Below are 16,360 nucleotides of genomic sequence, written 5' to 3' on the forward strand. Positions count from 1 at the left end.
GTGCACAAAATTTATCGTCCTAACCACGGTTGTGGATTAACCGCCTGCCCCTGACGGCGAATTTCGAAATAGAGCGATGGCTGCTCTTGACCACCACTGTTACCAACGAGCGCAATCGGCTGCCCTGCCCGAATCTGGGTGCCCACATTGACCAGCGCACTTTGATTATAACCATAAAGGCTCATATCGCCTTTACCATGCTCAATAACCACCACCAGACCGTAGCCCTGCAGCCAGTCAGCAAGGATCACCCGACCATCGGCAATCGCTCTGACTTCAGTCCCTTCAGAAGCCGTGATAACGATGCCTTTCCAGCGGAGTTCACCCTGCAGCCGTTCGCCATAACGGTGTAATAGTGTGCCACGAACTGGCCAGTAGTTTTGGCCACGCGGAGAGCCTAAACCGCCGGTGCGGGCGATTAAGGAATTTTCACTTTCTGTCGGTTTATAGACAGTGCCTTGACGTGATGCATTCTGTTGACGCTCACGGACTTGCTGAACTTCGCGAGCTTCCTGCTGCACCCGGGGTCGCGCAGCGGCCTCTACCTGGGTGAGGCGATTGCGCAGTTGTGATTCATTCGCTCGCATTTCACTAAGTTGTTGCTGGCCTTTCTGGATCGAGGACTCAAGGGCAGAGAGGGTTTTCTTACGCTCTTTGCGGGTCTGTTCCAGTTTGGTTTGTTGCGTTTGTTGTTCATAGACCAGCTTCTGTTGCTGGTTCTTTTTACTTTCCAGCGCACTCTTTTGTGCCGCGACTTGCTGGCGCGTCTGTTGCAACTGGCTAATGGTTTCCTGACGCGCCTGGTTAAGGTAACCGTAGTAGGCTTGTATACGCTGATTACGCTGACCCTCTTCACCACTGAGGATCATCTGTATTCCGCTATCGCGTCCCCGGCGAAACGCCGCCTCAAGCTGAGCTGATAAGGTACGTGTTTGCGCGTCACATCGTTGCTCAAGACTGGCGATAGAAGTGTTCAGTTTTTCAATCTGGCGATTAAGCTGGTTCAGAATTTCCTGATTTTCACGCAACTGACGCGCGGTGGTGGAAATGGTGACTTCCTGTGCTTTTAGCTGACTGAGCATGGTGGTACGTCGTTGCTGCTGCCGCTGAATCGCCTGTTGCCGGATAACAATATCAGCCTGAATGGATTTAAGCTGATCCTGATAGTTGTCGCCGGCAAAAGCGACAGACAGCATTACGCCAGCACTGAGTGCACTGGCGTAAAGCAGGGATCGAATAATTACCGTGATCCCGGTATTTGAATAACTCGCATTTCCCTTCATAGGGAAGATTATTCCACGATGAACAGCGGCTTACCAGTCATCTCTTGTGGGATTGTCATTTCCATCAGCGATAACATCGTCGGCGCAATATCAGAAAGCTTGCCTCCGGCAACAACTTTTACATTTTTAGCTCCGACATAAATCAGCGGAACCGGCAAATTGGTGTGGGCGGTATGAGCCTGGCCGGTGATCGGATCGCGCATCTGTTCCGCATTGCCATGATCAGCGGTGATCAGTAACTGCCCTCCCACCGATTTCACTGCCTGAGCTACCTGCCCCATGCAATGATCGAGGGTTTCGATGGCTTTAATTGCCGCTTCCATCACCCCGGTATGACCGACCATATCACCATTGGGGTAATTGCAGATAATGGTGTCATACTGTCCGCTGTTGATAGCAGCAAGGAGTTTTTCCGTGAGTTCGGCAGAGCTCATTTCGGGTTGCATATCATAGGTCGCGACTGACGGTGAATTGATTAAAATGCGTGTTTCGCCCGCAAAGGGTTGTTCAGTCCCGCCGTTAAAAAAGAAAGTGACATGCGCATATTTCTCGGTTTCAGAGATACGTAGCTGTGTTTTATCGTGTTTTGCCATCCACTCGCCAAAGGTATTGACCAGCGCGTCTGGCGGATAAGCGCAAGCGGTTTTGAGATCGGCAGCATATTCCGTCAGCATCACAAAGTCCGTTTTTATGCGTTTTTTCTGTGCAAATCCAGCGAAATCGCTATCTATAAAGGCACGTGTAATTTCGCGCGCGCGGTCAGCACGGAAATTCATGAAAATCAGGGCATCGCCCTCTTCCAGTGCTGCATTTTCCTGACCCGCCGCCCGAATGACGGTTGCTTTGACAAATTCGTCATTTTCATCGCGGGCATAAGCAGCCTGTAAGCCTTCTACCGCCGTAGCAGCCTGAAATTCTGCCTGTGCCAGGGTGATCAGATCATAGGCCTGTTCAACGCGATCCCAGCGATTATCGCGATCCATCGCATAATAACGACCAATAATGGAAGCGATGCGCCCTTTACCCAGCGCTGCAAATTGCGCTGCCAGTTTTGCCAGTGACTTTTCTGCGCTACGGGGTGGTGTATCACGACCATCAAGGAATGCGTGCAGATAAATTTTCTCTGCCCCACGTTCTGCAGCCAGCGCGACCATTGCCATAATATGATCTTCATGACTGTGAACGCCCCCCGGAGATAACAGTCCCATGATATGTATGGCTTTACCCGCCGCAACCGCTTTATCAACCGTCGCGCTTAGCACTGGATTAGTGAAAAACGTCCGTTCTTTGATAGCGACATCAAGCCGCGTCAGATCCTGATAAACGACGCGGCCTGCGCCGAGATTAACGTGACCGACTTCAGAGTTCCCCATCTGACGATCTGGCAAGCCCACTTCCAGACCGGAAGCATCAATCAAAGTATGGGGACATTGTTGCCATAAGGCATCCATCACCGGGGTATGTGCGCTGTAAATCGCGTTATCCTGCGGATCTTCGCGATAACCATAGCCATCCAGGATGACCAGTACCATTGGCTTTTTATTATTCGACATTGCAATAACCTTATACTCAAAGACCAAAAATGGATGAGATTCTACTTTAGCTGAATCGTTCAAAGCACTATGAAAGATCAAAGAAAGGAAGCAAAAAGCAGCAACAAACTGTTACGATGAGAAAATTTTTCGTAATAGCACGCAGAAAAGAGATTACATCATGGCTGCTGGCTGTATTTACTGCCATGCACAGGTATACTCCTTGTCCTGTTTGTATCATTTAACCGGAAGCTAAAACCCGCTATGCAAGAATATATGCCGTTTATCTCTCGCCATCCTGTTTTGTGTATCGCATGGGTTGCGTTACTGATAGCCGTGTTGTACACCACGGTGAAAGGGCTGATGTCAAAAATAAAAGTGGTGACTTGTGGTCAGGCAATCCACTTTATCAATAAAGAAGATGCTGTGGTTGTCGATCTGCGTTCGTCTGATGATTTTCGTAAAGGCCATATTCTCGGCGCTATCAATGTGTTACCGGGTGATATTAAAGCGAATAACATTGGCAAACTGGAAAAACACAAAGCGCAACCTATTATCGTTGTAGATAGCACAGGTATGCAGGTCCAGGAACCTGCCAGTGAGCTGAACAAGGCTGGGTTCGAAAAGGTTTTTGTACTCAAAGAAGGCATCGCTGGCTGGAATAGCGAAAATCTTCCGCTGGTGAGCGGTAAATAATTTACCTTATCGTTTTTATAATGCAGACCAATGCTTCAGGCGTGAAGGATGGCCTGCGTCATGTAAAATGCTTAGGGTAAGAACAGGAGTAGCATCATGGCTAAGATTGATATCTATACCAAAGCGACATGCCCATACTGTGCGCGTGCAAAAGCATTGCTGAGCAGTAAAGGTGTTACGTTCAATGAACTGTCGATCGATGGTAATGCAGAACGGCGTGCAGAGATGATCCAGCGTAGTGGCCGGGAAACGGTACCGCAGATTTTTATTGACGGCCAGCATATCGGCGGCTGCGATGATTTGTATGCGCTCGACTCACACGGTGGGCTTGATCCCCTGCTGCACTAATATTGTCTTCCTCCGGGGCGGACAGCTTTTTTAAGGACAACACGAAAAGGTTTATTTATGTCAGAACAAAACAGTAGCGAAATGACTTTCCAGATCCAGCGTATTTATACGAGGGATATCTCCTTTGAATCGCCGAATGCACCACAGATTTTCCAGCAAGAGTGGCAGCCGGAAGTCAAACTGGATCTGGACACAGCTTCCAGCCAGTTAGCAGAAGGTGTCTTTGAAGTCGTGCTACGTGTTACGGTGACCGCAAATCTGGGCGAAGATACGGCATTTTTGTGTGAAGTACAGCAGGCAGGTATTTTTTCCATTACCGGCATTGACGATAATCAGATGGCGCACTGCCTCGGCGCATACTGCCCCAATATTTTGTTCCCTTATGCGCGTGAATGCATAACGAATCTGGTTTCTCGTGGTACTTTCCCGCAACTCAACCTTGCTCCCGTCAACTTCGACGCGCTGTTTATGAACTATCTGCAACAGCAAGCAGGTGAAAATAGCGAACAACATCAGGATTCCTGATGAACGCACCTGATGTTGCAATGACGGTTATCGGTGCTGGTTCATACGGCACCGCTCTGGCTATCACCTTAGCAAGAAATGGCCATAAAGTAGTACTTTGGGGTCATGACCCACAACATATCGCCAGGTTACAACAGGATCGTTGTAACGCCGCTTTTCTTCCTGCGGTGCCATTTCCTGATACCTTACAACTGGAACAGGATTTGGCGGCGGCACTAGCAGCCAGTCACAATATTTTGCTCGTTGTACCCAGCCATGTTTTTGCTGAGGTGTTACGCCAGATCAAACCACTGATGCGCCCTGATACGCGCCTGGCATGGGCAACAAAGGGGCTGGAGGCAGAAACCGGGTGTTTATTGCAGGATGTGGCTCGTGAAATATTAGGCAAAACGCTGCCTCTGGCGGTGATTTCTGGCCCGACTTTTGCCAAAGAACTGGCGGCAGGATTACCGACGGCCATTTCACTGGCATCGACAGAGTCGCAGTTTGCTCGTGATTTGCAGCAACTTCTGCATTGTGACAAAAATTTTCGCGTCTATATCAATCCGGATTTTACTGGTGTGCAGCTGGGTGGCGCAGTGAAAAATGTGATTGCTATTGGGGCCGGAATGTCCGATGGCATCGGGTTTGGCGCTAATGCGCGCACCGCATTGATTACCCGTGGTCTGGCCGAAATGTCACGCCTGGGGATCGCATTAGGAGCCGATCCACAAACTTTTATGGGCATGGCAGGACTGGGAGACTTAGTATTAACCTGTACCGATAACCAGTCACGTAACCGCCGTTTCGGTATGATGCTTGGGCAGGGTGTGGATATACAAAGCGCTCAGGATAAGATTGGTCAGGTGGTGGAGGGTTACCGCAATACCCGGGAAGTTCATATCCTGGCACAGCGTTTCGGTGTGGAGATGCCCATCACTGAGCAAATATATCAGGTATTATATCGGGGAAAAAATGTCCGCAAGGCAGCATTGACCTTATTGGGTCGGGCATGCAAGGATGAACGCATCAACAACCAGCCAGTTTTGCCCGGTTAGCAGCGAACTGATCGGGAATAATTATCGTCTGGAGTGAGCTATGCCTTGTGAAGAATGGGATGTCGTCTGGAATAACATTAAGGCTGAAGCCCGTGTTTTGGCTGATGGTGAGCCTATGCTCGCGAGTTTTTATCATGCTACGTTACTCAAGCATGAAAATCTGGGTAATGCCCTCAGTTATATGCTGGCGAATAAGCTGGCCACGCCGATTATGCCTGCTATTACTATTCGTGAGATCGTCGAAGAGGCTTATGCCGCTAATCCGGAGATGATTATTTCTGCCGCCTGCGATATCCAGGCAGTTCGTGCCCGTGATCCCGCGGTAGATAAATATTCGACACCCTTATTGTACCTAAAGGGCTTTCATGCCTTACAAGCCTACCGTATTGGTCACTGGTTATGGCAGCAGAAACGTTATGCTCTGGCGATTTTCCTGCAAAATCAAATTTCTATTGCTTTCCAGGTAGATATTCACCCTGCGGCACAGATTGGCCAGGGGATCATGCTGGATCATGCTACCGGTATTGTCGTCGGAGAAACAGCCGTGATTGAGAACGATGTATCTATCCTGCAATCCGTGACCCTGGGAGGAACGGGAAAAACCTGCGGTGACCGTCATCCTAAAATTCGTGAAGGGGTGATGATTGGTGCTGGTGCCAAAATTCTGGGTAATATTGAGGTTGGGCGCGGAGCGAAAATTGGTGCCGGGTCGGTCGTATTGCAGCCTGTACCACCACATACAACCGTTGCTGGTGTTCCGGCACGTATTGTCGGTACGCCAGAGAGCGATAAACCGGCGATGGATATGGATCAGCGTTTTAACGGTATCCGCCATACGTTTGAGTATGGCGATGGCATTTAATTTTACCGATATGACGACAAATCAACGCTTTTGCCGGGGATATCGTTAATCGCGCAGAACAGCGCCAGGATAACCAAGCTGGCGCCAGGCTTCATACACCACGACTGATACCGCATTTGACAGATTCATACTCCGGCTGCCCGCTGTCATTGGAATACGAATTTTCTGTGTGGCGGGTAGCGTGTCGAGAAGGGAAGCTGGTAAACCGCGTGTTTCCGGGCCAAAGATTAAAAAATCGCCCTCCTGATAATCGACGGCGCTGTGTGCTGGTGTTCCTTTCGTGGTCAGGGCGAACAGCCGCGGCGGTTTTGCTGATTTAAGAAAGGCGGCATAATCATGATGACGCTGAACTGTCGCGAATTCATGATAATCCAGCCCGGCACGTCGTAATCGCTTATCATCCCAGCTAAAACCCATCGGTTCGATAATATGCAGGCTGAAACCGGTATTAGCACACAGACGGATAATATTCCCGGTATTCGGTGGGATCTCTGGTTCGAATAGTACAATATTTAGCATGCTGCCCCCTTAGAGCCTGGCCCACCAGGCGTTATTGACGCAGCCAGTTTGGATACGGACAGCGCGGAGAAACCGCAGCGTACATGGAGTACATGAGGATTTCGAGCACTACCCAGGACCAAAATGGCAAGTAAAATAGCCTAATGGGATAGGCTCTTAAACATCGGGGCAGAATAGCAGAATTAGCGCCAGATTGTGCCGGATTCATCAGGCTCATTCTGGATCTGGCCTGTTAGCGGCCAGGCTCTAAAACATGATATGAACTATAATCTTTCAGCAATGACATCTGAGAGGATAACCGCCCTGAGTGTCAGATTGTGCATGTTTTTTTGCTGGTTATTGATTGACAACATTCTCTCCTGGCAGATGAGGGTATGATGATGAAAACAGGTGATGGTTTACAATATGTAATTGATAAATCAATTGATTTTATGGCGTCAAGCCAGGCTTTTATGGAGTATTTAGAAAAATCTCCTCCTTCACAACATATACCACCCGATGTGCCGCAAAATAAAGAAGCACTGTTTTTAAATCGTCTGGAACATTACCGGCACTTGTATCGTCCGGTCAGTCATCAGCATAAAAGCTGATTGATCGAAAACACCATTGTTAGCTGAGTCACTGGCAGGTTATAACCTGCCAGTCTCGATCACTTATTATTCAAGCGTCATGTGATAAACCGCTGATGAATACGTCTGGGCGGGTAACAGTTTTTTCCTGCAAGCGTTACAATCGTCGCTGATAGTTAATGCCCTCTCCTGTTGGCTGAGGGGAAAAATAACTGACTGCCAGGGCTATTGATGACAACTGATATTCATGCACTTTACACCCGCCTTCCGGCTATTGACCGCTTACTTCATGAGCCCGCTTTTTCAGCTTTGCTGACGCATTATGGCCATGTTCAGATGGTGACATTACTGCGTGAGATGTTGCATGAAGCCCGGGCGTTTATTGTTCAGCAACAGAGATTACCCGCCTGGTGTGACAACTGGGCGCAAGAGGCTGAGCGGCGGATGGCCGAAACGACATGCAGTGCGTTACGTCCGGTTTTCAATCTGACCGGGACGGTATTGCACACTAATCTTGGTCGCGCGATTCAGGCACCTGCAGCAGTAGAGGCGGTAACACAAGCAATGCGTGTGCCCGTTACTCTGGAGTACAGTCTGGATGCTGCCGGGCGCAGTCATCGTGATCAGGCACTCGCAGATTTATTGTGTCGTCTTACTGGTGCGGAGGATGCGTGTATTGTCAATAATAATGCAGCAGCGGTCTTGCTGATATTAACGGTACTGGCATCGGGTAAAGAAGTGGTACTGTCGCGTGGCGAAATGGTTGAGATTGGCGGTGCTTTTCGCATCCCCGATGTTATGTGCCAGGCAGGTTGCGTTTTACATGAAGTCGGCACCACCAATCGTACCTACCGCAAAGATTATCAACAGGCTGTCAATGACAATACTGGGCTGTTGATGAAAGTCCATACCAGTAACTACAGCATTGAGGGCTTTGCTACTGCGGTGGATGCGACAGAGCTGGTCGCGGTTGGCCGTGAGTCACAACGCCCGGTGGTGGTTGATCTGGGCAGTGGCTCACTGATTGATTTAAGTCGCTATGGCCTGCCAAAAGAGCCGATGCCACAGGAGATGATCGCCGCCGGGGTGGATCTGGTGAGCTTTTCCGGAGATAAACTGCTGGGAGGGCCACAGGCAGGGATTATCGTCGGTAATAAAGCGATGATTACCCGTTTGCAGCAACATCCACTAAAACGCGCTTTACGGGCGGATAAAATGACCCTCGCGGCACTGGAGGCAACATTACGCCTCTATCTGCATCCCGAAACGTTACCTGATAATCTGCCGACATTACGTCTGTTAACTCGTACTGCCGGGGAGATTTATGATCAGGCACAACGTTTACAACCCTTACTGGCATCGCGGTATACTGATTTTGACATCCGGATAGAAGCCTGTCAGTCACAGATCGGCAGTGGTTCATTGCCGGTTGATCGGTTACCCGGATTTGCGTTGACGTTGACGCCGCATCATGGGCATGACAGTCAGTTAGCCGCCCTGGCAACAGGCTGGCGTCAGTTGCCGATGCCGATCCTCGGGCGGATTTATGCGGGTCGCTTGTGGCTGGACTTGCGCTGTCTGGAAGACGAACCCAGGTTTATCGAGATGATTTTACAATGATTATTGCCACGGCTGGACATGTTGATCACGGTAAAACCACACTGTTACAGGCGATCACTGGCATTAATGCCGATCGCCTGCCGGAAGAAAAATCGCGCGGGATGACCATCGATCTCGGTTATGCCTACTGGCCCCAGCCGGATGGGCGTGTCCTGGGATTTATCGATGTTCCTGGTCATGAAAAGTTTTTATCTAATATGCTGGCCGGTGTGGGCGGCATTGATCATGCTTTGCTGGTCGTCGCTTGCGATGATGGTGTGATGGCACAGACCCGCGAACATCTGGCTATTCTGCAATTAACTGGTCATCCCACACTGACGGTGGCGCTAACAAAAGCTGATCGGGTTACGTGCGCGCGGGTGAGTGAAGTGCGTGCCGATGTGGAAGCGGTGCTGGCAGAATTTGGTTTTTCGAATACAGCGTTTTTTGTCACCGTGGCGACAACACATCGGGGTATTGATGCATTACGTCATCATCTGCAACAACTGCCGGAACCTATACACCGACAACATCAGCGTTTTCGTCTGGCCATTGACCGTGCTTTTACCGTTAAAGGGGTGGGATTAGTCGTCACTGGTACGGCCCTGAGCGGTGCAGTTAATGTCGGTGATACATTATGGTTGACCGGAGTGAACAAACCGATACGTGTGCGTGGATTGCATGCGCAGAATCAGCCCGCTGAACGAGCCTGTGGCGGACAACGTATCGCACTGAATATAACAGGGAGTGTGACAAAAGAGGCGCTGAACCGGGGTGACTGGTTGTTATCCGTACAGCCACCCGAAGCCTCGCAACGCGCCATTGTTCAGCTGCAATGTCATCGTCCGCTAACCCAATGGCAACCATTGCATCTTCATCATGCGGCGAGCCATATTACCGGGCGTATCTCGTTGCTGGAGGGCAACCTTGCCGAACTGGTACTGGATAGCCCGTTATGGCTTGCGGATAACGATCGCCTGGTGTTACGTGATATCTCTGCCCGTACCACGCTCGCCGGAGCAAGAGTGATAAAGTTAAACCCGCCACACCGTGGTAAACGTAAAGCGGAATACCTGCAGTGGCTGCATGAACTGGCACTGACGACGGATGATCTTCAGGCGCTCAATACCAACCTGCAACGCGGCGCGGTGTGTCTGAATACATTTAGCTGGGCACGCCAGCTTAATCAGCAAGGTCTCGCGACATTGCTGCAACATATTGATTATGTGCAGGCAGGGCAGCGAGTGCTCAGTACATCACTGGCGGCACGCTGGCAGGAAAAATTATTGGCGGCACTGGCTGATTATCATCATCGATATCCCGATGAGCCGGGACCTGGACGTGAACGTCTGCGGCGTATGGCATTGCCAGTGGAAGATGAAGCGCTGGTATTACTTCTGATTGAGCAAATGCGTGCTAATGGGATCATCTGTAGCCATCGTGGCTGGCTACATCTGCCGGAATACCAAATCGGTTTCAGCGCTGAACAACAGGAAATCTGGCAACAAGTGGTGGAGCTGTTTACTGATGACCCCTGGTGGGTACGCGATCTGGCGAAAGCCGTGAATGTTGAAGAGTCACTGATGCGTACCTTGCTGTGTCGGGCTGCACAGCAAGGATTGATTACCGCGATTGTTAAAGATCGCTATTACCGTCATGAACGTATTGTTGCATTCGCAAAAATGATTCGTGAACTGGATCAGAGCAAGGGATCGACCTGTGCGGCAGACTTTCGCGATACACTGAATGTTGGCCGCAAGCTGGCGATCCAGATCCTTGAATATTTTGATCGCACAGGCTTTACACTCCGTCGTGGTAATCAGCACTTTTTACGTGATAAGGTACTCTTCTCCTGAGTGAAAATCAGACGATATTCAGTGAGCCAGTGATATCTGTTAGAATACCAGGAGCTAAAATAGCCTGATGGGTCAGGCCCTTAATCTGGAGAGACGATGATAACAGGACTCGGACGACGCTATGGGGCAGCACTACTGATGTTAGTCATTGGTGTATTTTCAGCCAATACGCTGGCTGCCAGTCAGACAACAACAAAGAGCCAGAATGCCGCAATCACTAAGAAAAATAACGTCAGGAAAAACAAAACAAAGAAAAATAACGTTAAGGTCAGTGAACAACAAGCGCATTCTGGCAAGAATATAACCCGTCATTCGCTGCCTGATTTGCGAAAATATCCTTCCGGGACACCACGTAAAAAAGCATTCCTCCGTACCGTTATGCCCCATATTACCAGACAGAGTCAGGTGATTACTGCAGATCGAAACTGGCTGATCACCAAACAGTCCGATAAACACTGGTCATCGGCTGATCGTGCCCGTCTGAGCAAGATAGCCTCACGTTATAAAGTGCGCTGGTCGGGGAATACCCGACATATTCCGTGGAATACACTGATGGAGCGTGTGGATATCATCCCTGACAGTATGGTTGCGACGACGGCGGCGGCAGAAAGCGGCTGGGGAACATCTAAACTGGCGCGCATCAATAATAATTTGTTTGGTATGAAATGCGGTAGTAGTCAGTGCGGGGGAGAAATAAAAGGTTATTCTCAGTTTGCTTCTGTCGAGCACTCAGTGCAGGCTTACGTGACCAACCTGAATACCCATCCGGCCTATCACTCCTTTCGTCAATCCCGTGCTCAGTTACGTAAAATGGATCAGGAAGTGACAACCAGTACGATGATTCATAAGCTGGAGAGCTACTCAACCAGAGGGTCGAGCTACAATAGCTATCTCTTCACCATGTATCAGCATAATCAGCAGTTGATTGCCGCGCATCTGTAATAATCAAAAATACCGGAGTTATCTGGCGGGGAAGAGCAGAATCCGGCACAAACCATTAATGAAACACCAGCAGTCCATTCTGCCTGGCGTTACTGACATACGGACAGCGCGGAGAAACTAGGCTGTGTCCCTTAACCTAACAAGCGCCTTAAAAACAACCTGATTGCCCCCAGTTTTAGCATGCTCAGATAGTTTCTGGCTGTTTTTTCTGAGCGCGTGGCTATTCGACGGTTTTCTTTCAGTATTGCAAAGCAGCGTTCCACCACATTGCGCTTTTTATATAACTGACGATCCAGCGCTCGACGACCATCACGGCTTGCTTTTTCGTTTGATTTGAAAGGAATAACTGCCTTTATTCCCTTCGTTTTTAAATAAATACGAAGATTACCGCCTGAGTATCCTTTATCCGCCAGCACAGCTTTGGGGCGCGACTTCAGACAACCACTTTTTCGAATAACACCGATTTGTCTGAGTAAGGGTTTTGCGTACTGACTTTCGTGAGCCTGCCCACCGCTCAGGCAGAAACTTAAGGGTAATCCTGTACCATCTGTTGCCAGATGGATTTTGGTGCCAAAGCCGCCGCGTGAGCGACCCAGCCCATGGTCATCTGAGTCATCGGGATATTTTTTTTTGCACCCGCAGCCGCTTTCAGGGCCCTGATGTTACTTCCGTCAAGTGCGATGACATCCCAGTCAATCAACGATTTTTCATCAAGTATCTGAAGTAATTTATTGAAAATACTGTTCATTACGCCACTTTTTGACCACCGGTTAAAACGGTTATATATCGTTTTCCAGCAGCCGTAACGTTCAGGTAAATCCCGCCATGGGGCACCGGAACAAAGGATCCAGAATATGCCATTCATGACGTGTCTGTGAGAAAAATAAGGGCGTCCCCCTCTGGAAGAGGCTTTTTCAGGTGGCAGCATGGGAGAGATCAGTGCCCACGCCTCATCCGGGAAATCGTAGCGAGCCATATCTAAAGGACTTCCTGTAGTGAGACAGATACCAGATTGTACAAAAAATAGTTACGGGACACACCCTACAGCGTAAGCTAATTTGCGCCCTGTCCAGAGCCAGAATAACAAGTAAAATAGCCTGCATGCTCTAAATAATAATCCTTCTGTCAACGGTTTTAAGCGTCGTTTCCCGGTGTGCAATAATAATTCTGGTAATATTCAGGCTTTTTATTGCTGCATTAACAAAACTTTCGCTTTCTGTATCCAGTGAACTCGTGGCTTCATCCATAAATAATATTCCTGGTTTACGATACAGGGCGCGAGCAATAAAAAGACGCTGTTTTTGGCCGCCGGAAAGTCCTTCACCTAATTCACCGATCAGTGTTTCATAGCCCATTGGCATTCTCATTATAACATCGTGAATATAACTGGCTTTGGCACACTCAAACATCCATTCTTCATCTATCTTTTCGTCAAACCCACAGATATTTTCCCGGATTGAACCGGAAAAAAGGCGATCATCCTGCATGACACAGGCAATGATACGATGGTAATTATTGATACCTAATTGTCTGATATCTGTACCATTAACTAAAACTTTACCGCTGTCTGGGATAAACAGGCCACATAATACTTTCATTAATGTCGTTTTCCCGGCTCCGGATGCCCCCGCTATCGCGATACTTTCTCCGGCGGCAACCGAGAGTGACAAATGACTGAATACAGGTGCAGACTGGCTGTCATAGCGGTAACTTAAGTCAACCGTTTCCAGTGATACCGGCTGCATATTTATCGCAATATTAAGATCAGGCTTTTTCTCTTCTTTTTCATGTAAGGCAATATCAGCGATACGCTCATTATGCAAGCTCATCATCTTCAGTTTCAGAAGGACATTGGTTAACGATGAGATGCGTTCAGAAAATTGATCACGAAAAGATCCAAAGGCGATAAACATACCTATTGTCATCTGGTTATCGATCACCAGCGTGGTGCCTAACCATAAAATAGCTATCTGATCACAAGTGGCCACAAAGGTATTTATGCCACCAAACAGCAGATCCATTTTTGTTAATTTAATACCCGTATTGATCGCATCAATTTTCAGGTTCAGCCAGTGCATGCCGCGTCGCTCAGCCATCCCTTGTATTTTTATGGTGGCAATACCATATAGTGTTTCCATAAAATAAGAACTGGCTCTCGCTTCCCGGACAAGGGTTTCTTCCGATAACTGGCGATAATAACTATATGTGCCGATACGAATAAACACGTAAATTATAGTAAATCCGAATACCACCCAGGTAAGCGAACCACCATATAATATCATCATCACCGTTACACCGATCACCATAATGCCATCCATGATGGCGCCAGGTATACCGGTAGTGAACGTTTCTCTCAGACTATCGAGTGAGCTAAAACGTGACTGAATATCGCCCAGCTTACGGCGTTCAAAATATCCCAGTGGTAATCGTAACAGATGATTAAATAACCCTGATTGCCATTGTACATTGATCAGCGTTGACATCACCAGGGAAGACCACGCACGAATCATACCTGTGGCTGAACGTAACAAAATAAAGAACATTAAACCAGATACAATAAGCGTTAATAATCCTTTATCTCCTGACGGAATAGTATGATCCATCACCAGTTGTGTTCCTATTGGAATCACAAGGTTAAGGGCTTCAATAATGACTGACAAACAGAATATTTTTGCCAGCGTACTTTTAATACCGTAAATGCTATTAATCAATGACCGGATATGAATACGATTTTGTACCGTCTCAGCTGAAAAATGAGTTCCCGGCCAGACTTCCAGTGCTACGCCAGTAAAATAGCGCGCCATTTCCTCCAGTCCGACCGTTCTTCTTCCACGGGCGGGATCATGCAGAATAAAGCGATGACGCTTTACATTAATCAGTACGACGAAATGACTAAAATCCCAGTGGAGAATACAGGGGGTTTTTAGCTCACCTAATTCATTTAACTCCAGTGATAGTGCACGTGTTGCCATACCCAATTGTTCGGCAATACTGGTAATTCCTTCAAGACTGGTACCACGAGCGGAAAGATTAAACTGTCGGCGAAGCGATATCAGATCAATATTTTTACCGAAATGGCTACAAATCATTGCCAGGCATGCCAGACCACACTCAGAGGTTTCGGTTTGATGAATAATCGGAATCCGACGGTGCCATTTTATATCAAGTTGATTGACGATGCGTTTAAAAATTCCATTACTCATTGACAGGTCCTGTAGCACTATATTTCATATCATAGAAGGGAGAAAGCATCCATTGATAAATATGTCTTTTTTCGAGGAATAACGTACTTTGTGCTTTCATACCATTTTCCAGTGAGAGAACGTGATTATCATACTTAATCAACCGCTGGTCTGGTTTCACGATAACCTTATACCAGGGGACAGTATTATCGATGGTATTTTTGGGAGCACCCTGATAGGTTATCATCTCCTGAGGTGAAGCTGGTACTCTGGATATGGTTGTGACTATTGCTGAGAATTGACCAAATTTCTGTGCCGGGAAAGCTTCATACCGAACATTGACTTTATCTCCGGTTTTAATATAAGGAACGGCATCATTTGGCACCCAGAGAATAAGAAAGTAATTTTTGATATCCTGAGGGATAATTTGTAAAAGGCTGTCTCCGGCATTAACCATTTGTCCAACCGTAACACTTAACGAATCTACTTTTCCAGCAGATAATGCCCGAATAATAATTTCTCCACTGGCATCAGCATCAACCAGCTCTTTTTTTAGCTCATATCGTTGTAGTTCCATCTGGTATATACGATTATCAAACTCTGCCGCCTGGGTCTGAATCTGGCTCTCCAGACTGGTGATCTGTAGCGCATTTTGTTCATTCTGGCTATTCAGATTGAGCAGATTATTTTGCTGTTGATAATATATTGCAATATGATTGGTTAGCTGATCTTTATTGATCAGACCTTTGGCCCGATATTGCTTATAACTCTCCATAGTGTTTTTCAGTATACGTATCCCTTCTTCTGCTTGCTTGATAATATCTGATGAACGTTGCAGAGCTGATTCATATTGTGAACGTTGTTTTTCGAGGGCGTCGAGAGTAAATTTTTTACTCTCCTCTAGTCGGGTAATAATATTATCTACGCTAATAATCTGATTTTCGATATCTTTGCGCTGATTATCACTGACGATACCATTAAGGGTACTTTTACTGACATCAATCTGATAAATGGGATCTCCTTTCTGGATAGTCTGTCCTTCATGGACAAACTGCTTTACCACAAACCCCTGTACTCCAGAATAGATATTGACTGCGCGTGGCCAGGTTGTAATTTCCCCGCTGACATTGATGCGACGGGTATACGAACCAACGGTAATAAATGTCAGAAAAGCCACAAAAAATATCATACATCCTGACATAATTAACCACATCGGCAATCCGGGTAATAAAATAGCCCGTCCGCGCCATTTCATCTTCCTGTTTTCTAAAGCTTGCTGACGGAACAAAGTTGATATCCTTAATTAAGAGCCTATCCCAGCAGGCATTATTGACGCAGCCAGTCTGGTGGGCTGAACACTAAACTCGTTGATAAAAGATATATAAAGAAAAACATCTGCGAGCAAGATGA

General features: G+C 47.7%; 15 protein-coding genes. 9 read left to right on the plus strand and 6 right to left on the minus strand.

Annotated features, from left to right (window positions below; all coding sequences use genetic code 11):
• Window positions 1–11 precede the first annotated feature (11 nt).
• Together envC and gpmM are read right to left on the minus strand one after the other, a co-directional pair.
• Window positions 12–1,283, minus strand: a complete 1,272-nt coding sequence (gene envC / locus PT300_01785) for a murein hydrolase activator EnvC (protein ID MDF7679411.1) — start codon at window positions 1,281–1,283, stop codon at window positions 12–14.
• Between the two features lie 8 nt (window positions 1,284–1,291).
• Window positions 1,292–2,836, minus strand: a complete 1,545-nt coding sequence (gene gpmM / locus PT300_01790) for a 2,3-bisphosphoglycerate-independent phosphoglycerate mutase (protein ID MDF7679412.1) — start codon at window positions 2,834–2,836, stop codon at window positions 1,292–1,294.
• A 243-nt stretch (window positions 2,837–3,079) separates the two neighbouring features.
• On the opposite strand from gpmM, the gene PT300_01795 reads away from it, so the two are divergent.
• The 5 genes from PT300_01795 to cysE all read left to right on the plus strand — a co-directional run bounded on the left by PT300_01795 (window position 3,080) and on the right by cysE (window position 6,283).
• Complete coding sequence (locus PT300_01795) at window positions 3,080–3,511, plus strand: rhodanese-like domain-containing protein (GenBank protein ID MDF7679413.1); 432 nt, start codon at window positions 3,080–3,082, stop codon at window positions 3,509–3,511.
• A gap of 96 nt (window positions 3,512–3,607) precedes the next feature.
• Complete coding sequence (gene grxC / locus PT300_01800; protein MDF7679414.1) at window positions 3,608–3,859, plus strand: glutaredoxin 3; 252 nt, start codon at window positions 3,608–3,610, stop codon at window positions 3,857–3,859.
• Between the two features lie 57 nt (window positions 3,860–3,916).
• Window positions 3,917–4,384, plus strand: coding sequence for a protein-export chaperone SecB (secB, locus tag PT300_01805; protein ID MDF7679415.1), 468 nt, complete (start codon window positions 3,917–3,919; stop codon window positions 4,382–4,384).
• Complete coding sequence (gene gpsA / locus PT300_01810; protein ID MDF7679416.1) at window positions 4,384–5,421, plus strand: NAD(P)H-dependent glycerol-3-phosphate dehydrogenase; 1,038 nt, start codon at window positions 4,384–4,386, stop codon at window positions 5,419–5,421. The genes secB and gpsA overlap by 1 nt, the downstream gene beginning before the upstream one ends.
• 40 nt (window positions 5,422–5,461) lie before the next feature.
• The gene (cysE, locus tag PT300_01815) at window positions 5,462–6,283 is read left to right on the plus strand and encodes a serine O-acetyltransferase (GenBank protein ID MDF7679417.1); all 822 of its coding nucleotides are present in this window, start codon (window positions 5,462–5,464) and stop codon (window positions 6,281–6,283) included.
• Window positions 6,284–6,328: 45 nt separating this feature from the next.
• On the opposite strand, the gene trmL is transcribed toward cysE, so the two are convergent.
• Window positions 6,329–6,802: a tRNA (uridine(34)/cytosine(34)/5-carboxymethylaminomethyluridine(34)-2'-O)-methyltransferase TrmL gene (trmL, locus tag PT300_01820; GenBank protein MDF7679418.1), complete on the minus strand. Its 474-nt coding sequence runs from the start codon at window positions 6,800–6,802 to the stop codon at window positions 6,329–6,331.
• Between the two features lie 377 nt (window positions 6,803–7,179).
• Here trmL and PT300_01825 point away from each other — a divergent pair, with 377 nt between their 5' ends.
• The 4 genes from PT300_01825 to PT300_01840 all read left to right on the plus strand — a co-directional run bounded on the left by PT300_01825 (window position 7,180) and on the right by PT300_01840 (window position 11,768).
• A complete protein-coding gene (locus PT300_01825) occupies window positions 7,180–7,392 on the plus strand; it encodes a hypothetical protein (protein MDF7679419.1) in 213 nt (70 codons plus the stop codon).
• A 210-nt stretch (window positions 7,393–7,602) separates the two neighbouring features.
• Entirely contained in the window at window positions 7,603–8,991 is a 1,389-nt protein-coding gene (gene selA / locus PT300_01830; protein ID MDF7679420.1) for an L-seryl-tRNA(Sec) selenium transferase, read from the plus strand.
• Entirely contained in the window at window positions 8,988–10,826 is a 1,839-nt protein-coding gene (gene selB, locus PT300_01835) for a selenocysteine-specific translation elongation factor (GenBank protein MDF7679421.1), read from the plus strand. Before selA ends, selB begins: the two co-directional genes overlap by 4 nt.
• Window positions 10,827–10,922: 96 nt before the next feature.
• Window positions 10,923–11,768 carry a protein bax gene (locus PT300_01840; GenBank protein MDF7679422.1) on the plus strand — a complete coding sequence of 282 codons (846 nt, stop codon included), beginning with the start codon at window positions 10,923–10,925 and terminating at the stop codon, window positions 11,766–11,768.
• 131 nt (window positions 11,769–11,899) lie between these two features.
• On the opposite strand, the gene PT300_01845 is transcribed toward PT300_01840, so the two are convergent.
• From PT300_01845 to PT300_01855, 3 genes are all read right to left on the minus strand, one after another.
• A protein-coding gene (locus PT300_01845; protein MDF7679423.1) for an IS5 family transposase occupies window positions 11,900–12,744 on the minus strand; the annotation gives its coding sequence in 2 pieces (ribosomal slippage) (window positions 11,900–12,399 and window positions 12,399–12,744; 846 coding nt in all).
• Window positions 12,745–12,874: 130 nt separating this feature from the next.
• Window positions 12,875–14,971 carry a peptidase domain-containing ABC transporter gene (locus tag PT300_01850; protein ID MDF7679424.1) on the minus strand — a complete coding sequence of 699 codons (2,097 nt, stop codon included), beginning with the start codon at window positions 14,969–14,971 and terminating at the stop codon, window positions 12,875–12,877.
• Window positions 14,964–16,238 carry an HlyD family secretion protein gene (locus tag PT300_01855; GenBank protein ID MDF7679425.1) on the minus strand — a complete coding sequence of 425 codons (1,275 nt, stop codon included), beginning with the start codon at window positions 16,236–16,238 and terminating at the stop codon, window positions 14,964–14,966. Before PT300_01855 ends, PT300_01850 begins: the two co-directional genes overlap by 8 nt.
• Between the last annotated feature and the right edge of the window lie 122 nt (window positions 16,239–16,360).

This window comes from Enterobacteriaceae bacterium ESL0689, assembly GCA_029433525.1.
GTDB lineage: Bacteria > Pseudomonadota > Gammaproteobacteria > Enterobacterales > Enterobacteriaceae > JAQTIF01.

What these genes read in the sequence shown, in the direction of transcription:
- PT300_01795 (MDF7679413.1), top strand. Translation starts at nt 3,080, where the DNA reads ATGCAAGAATATATGCCGTTTATCTCTCGCCATCCTGTTTTGTGTATC.
- cysE (MDF7679417.1), top strand. Translation starts at nt 5,462, where the DNA reads ATGCCTTGTGAAGAATGGGATGTCGTCTGGAATAACATTAAGGCTGAA.
- gpsA (MDF7679416.1), top strand. Translation starts at nt 4,384, where the DNA reads ATGAACGCACCTGATGTTGCAATGACGGTTATCGGTGCTGGTTCATAC.
- envC (MDF7679411.1), bottom strand. Translation starts at nt 1,283, where the DNA reads ATGAAGGGAAATGCGAGTTATTCAAATACCGGGATCACGGTAATTATT.
- trmL (MDF7679418.1), bottom strand. Translation starts at nt 6,802, where the DNA reads ATGCTAAATATTGTACTATTCGAACCAGAGATCCCACCGAATACCGGG.
- selB (MDF7679421.1), top strand. Translation starts at nt 8,988, where the DNA reads ATGATTATTGCCACGGCTGGACATGTTGATCACGGTAAAACCACACTG.
- grxC (MDF7679414.1), top strand. Translation starts at nt 3,608, where the DNA reads ATGGCTAAGATTGATATCTATACCAAAGCGACATGCCCATACTGTGCG.
- PT300_01840 (MDF7679422.1), top strand. Translation starts at nt 10,923, where the DNA reads ATGATAACAGGACTCGGACGACGCTATGGGGCAGCACTACTGATGTTA.
- PT300_01850 (MDF7679424.1), bottom strand. Translation starts at nt 14,971, where the DNA reads ATGAGTAATGGAATTTTTAAACGCATCGTCAATCAACTTGATATAAAA.
- selA (MDF7679420.1), top strand. Translation starts at nt 7,603, where the DNA reads ATGACAACTGATATTCATGCACTTTACACCCGCCTTCCGGCTATTGAC.
- secB (MDF7679415.1), top strand. Translation starts at nt 3,917, where the DNA reads ATGTCAGAACAAAACAGTAGCGAAATGACTTTCCAGATCCAGCGTATT.
- PT300_01825 (MDF7679419.1), top strand. Translation starts at nt 7,180, where the DNA reads ATGATGAAAACAGGTGATGGTTTACAATATGTAATTGATAAATCAATT.
- gpmM (MDF7679412.1), bottom strand. Translation starts at nt 2,836, where the DNA reads ATGTCGAATAATAAAAAGCCAATGGTACTGGTCATCCTGGATGGCTAT.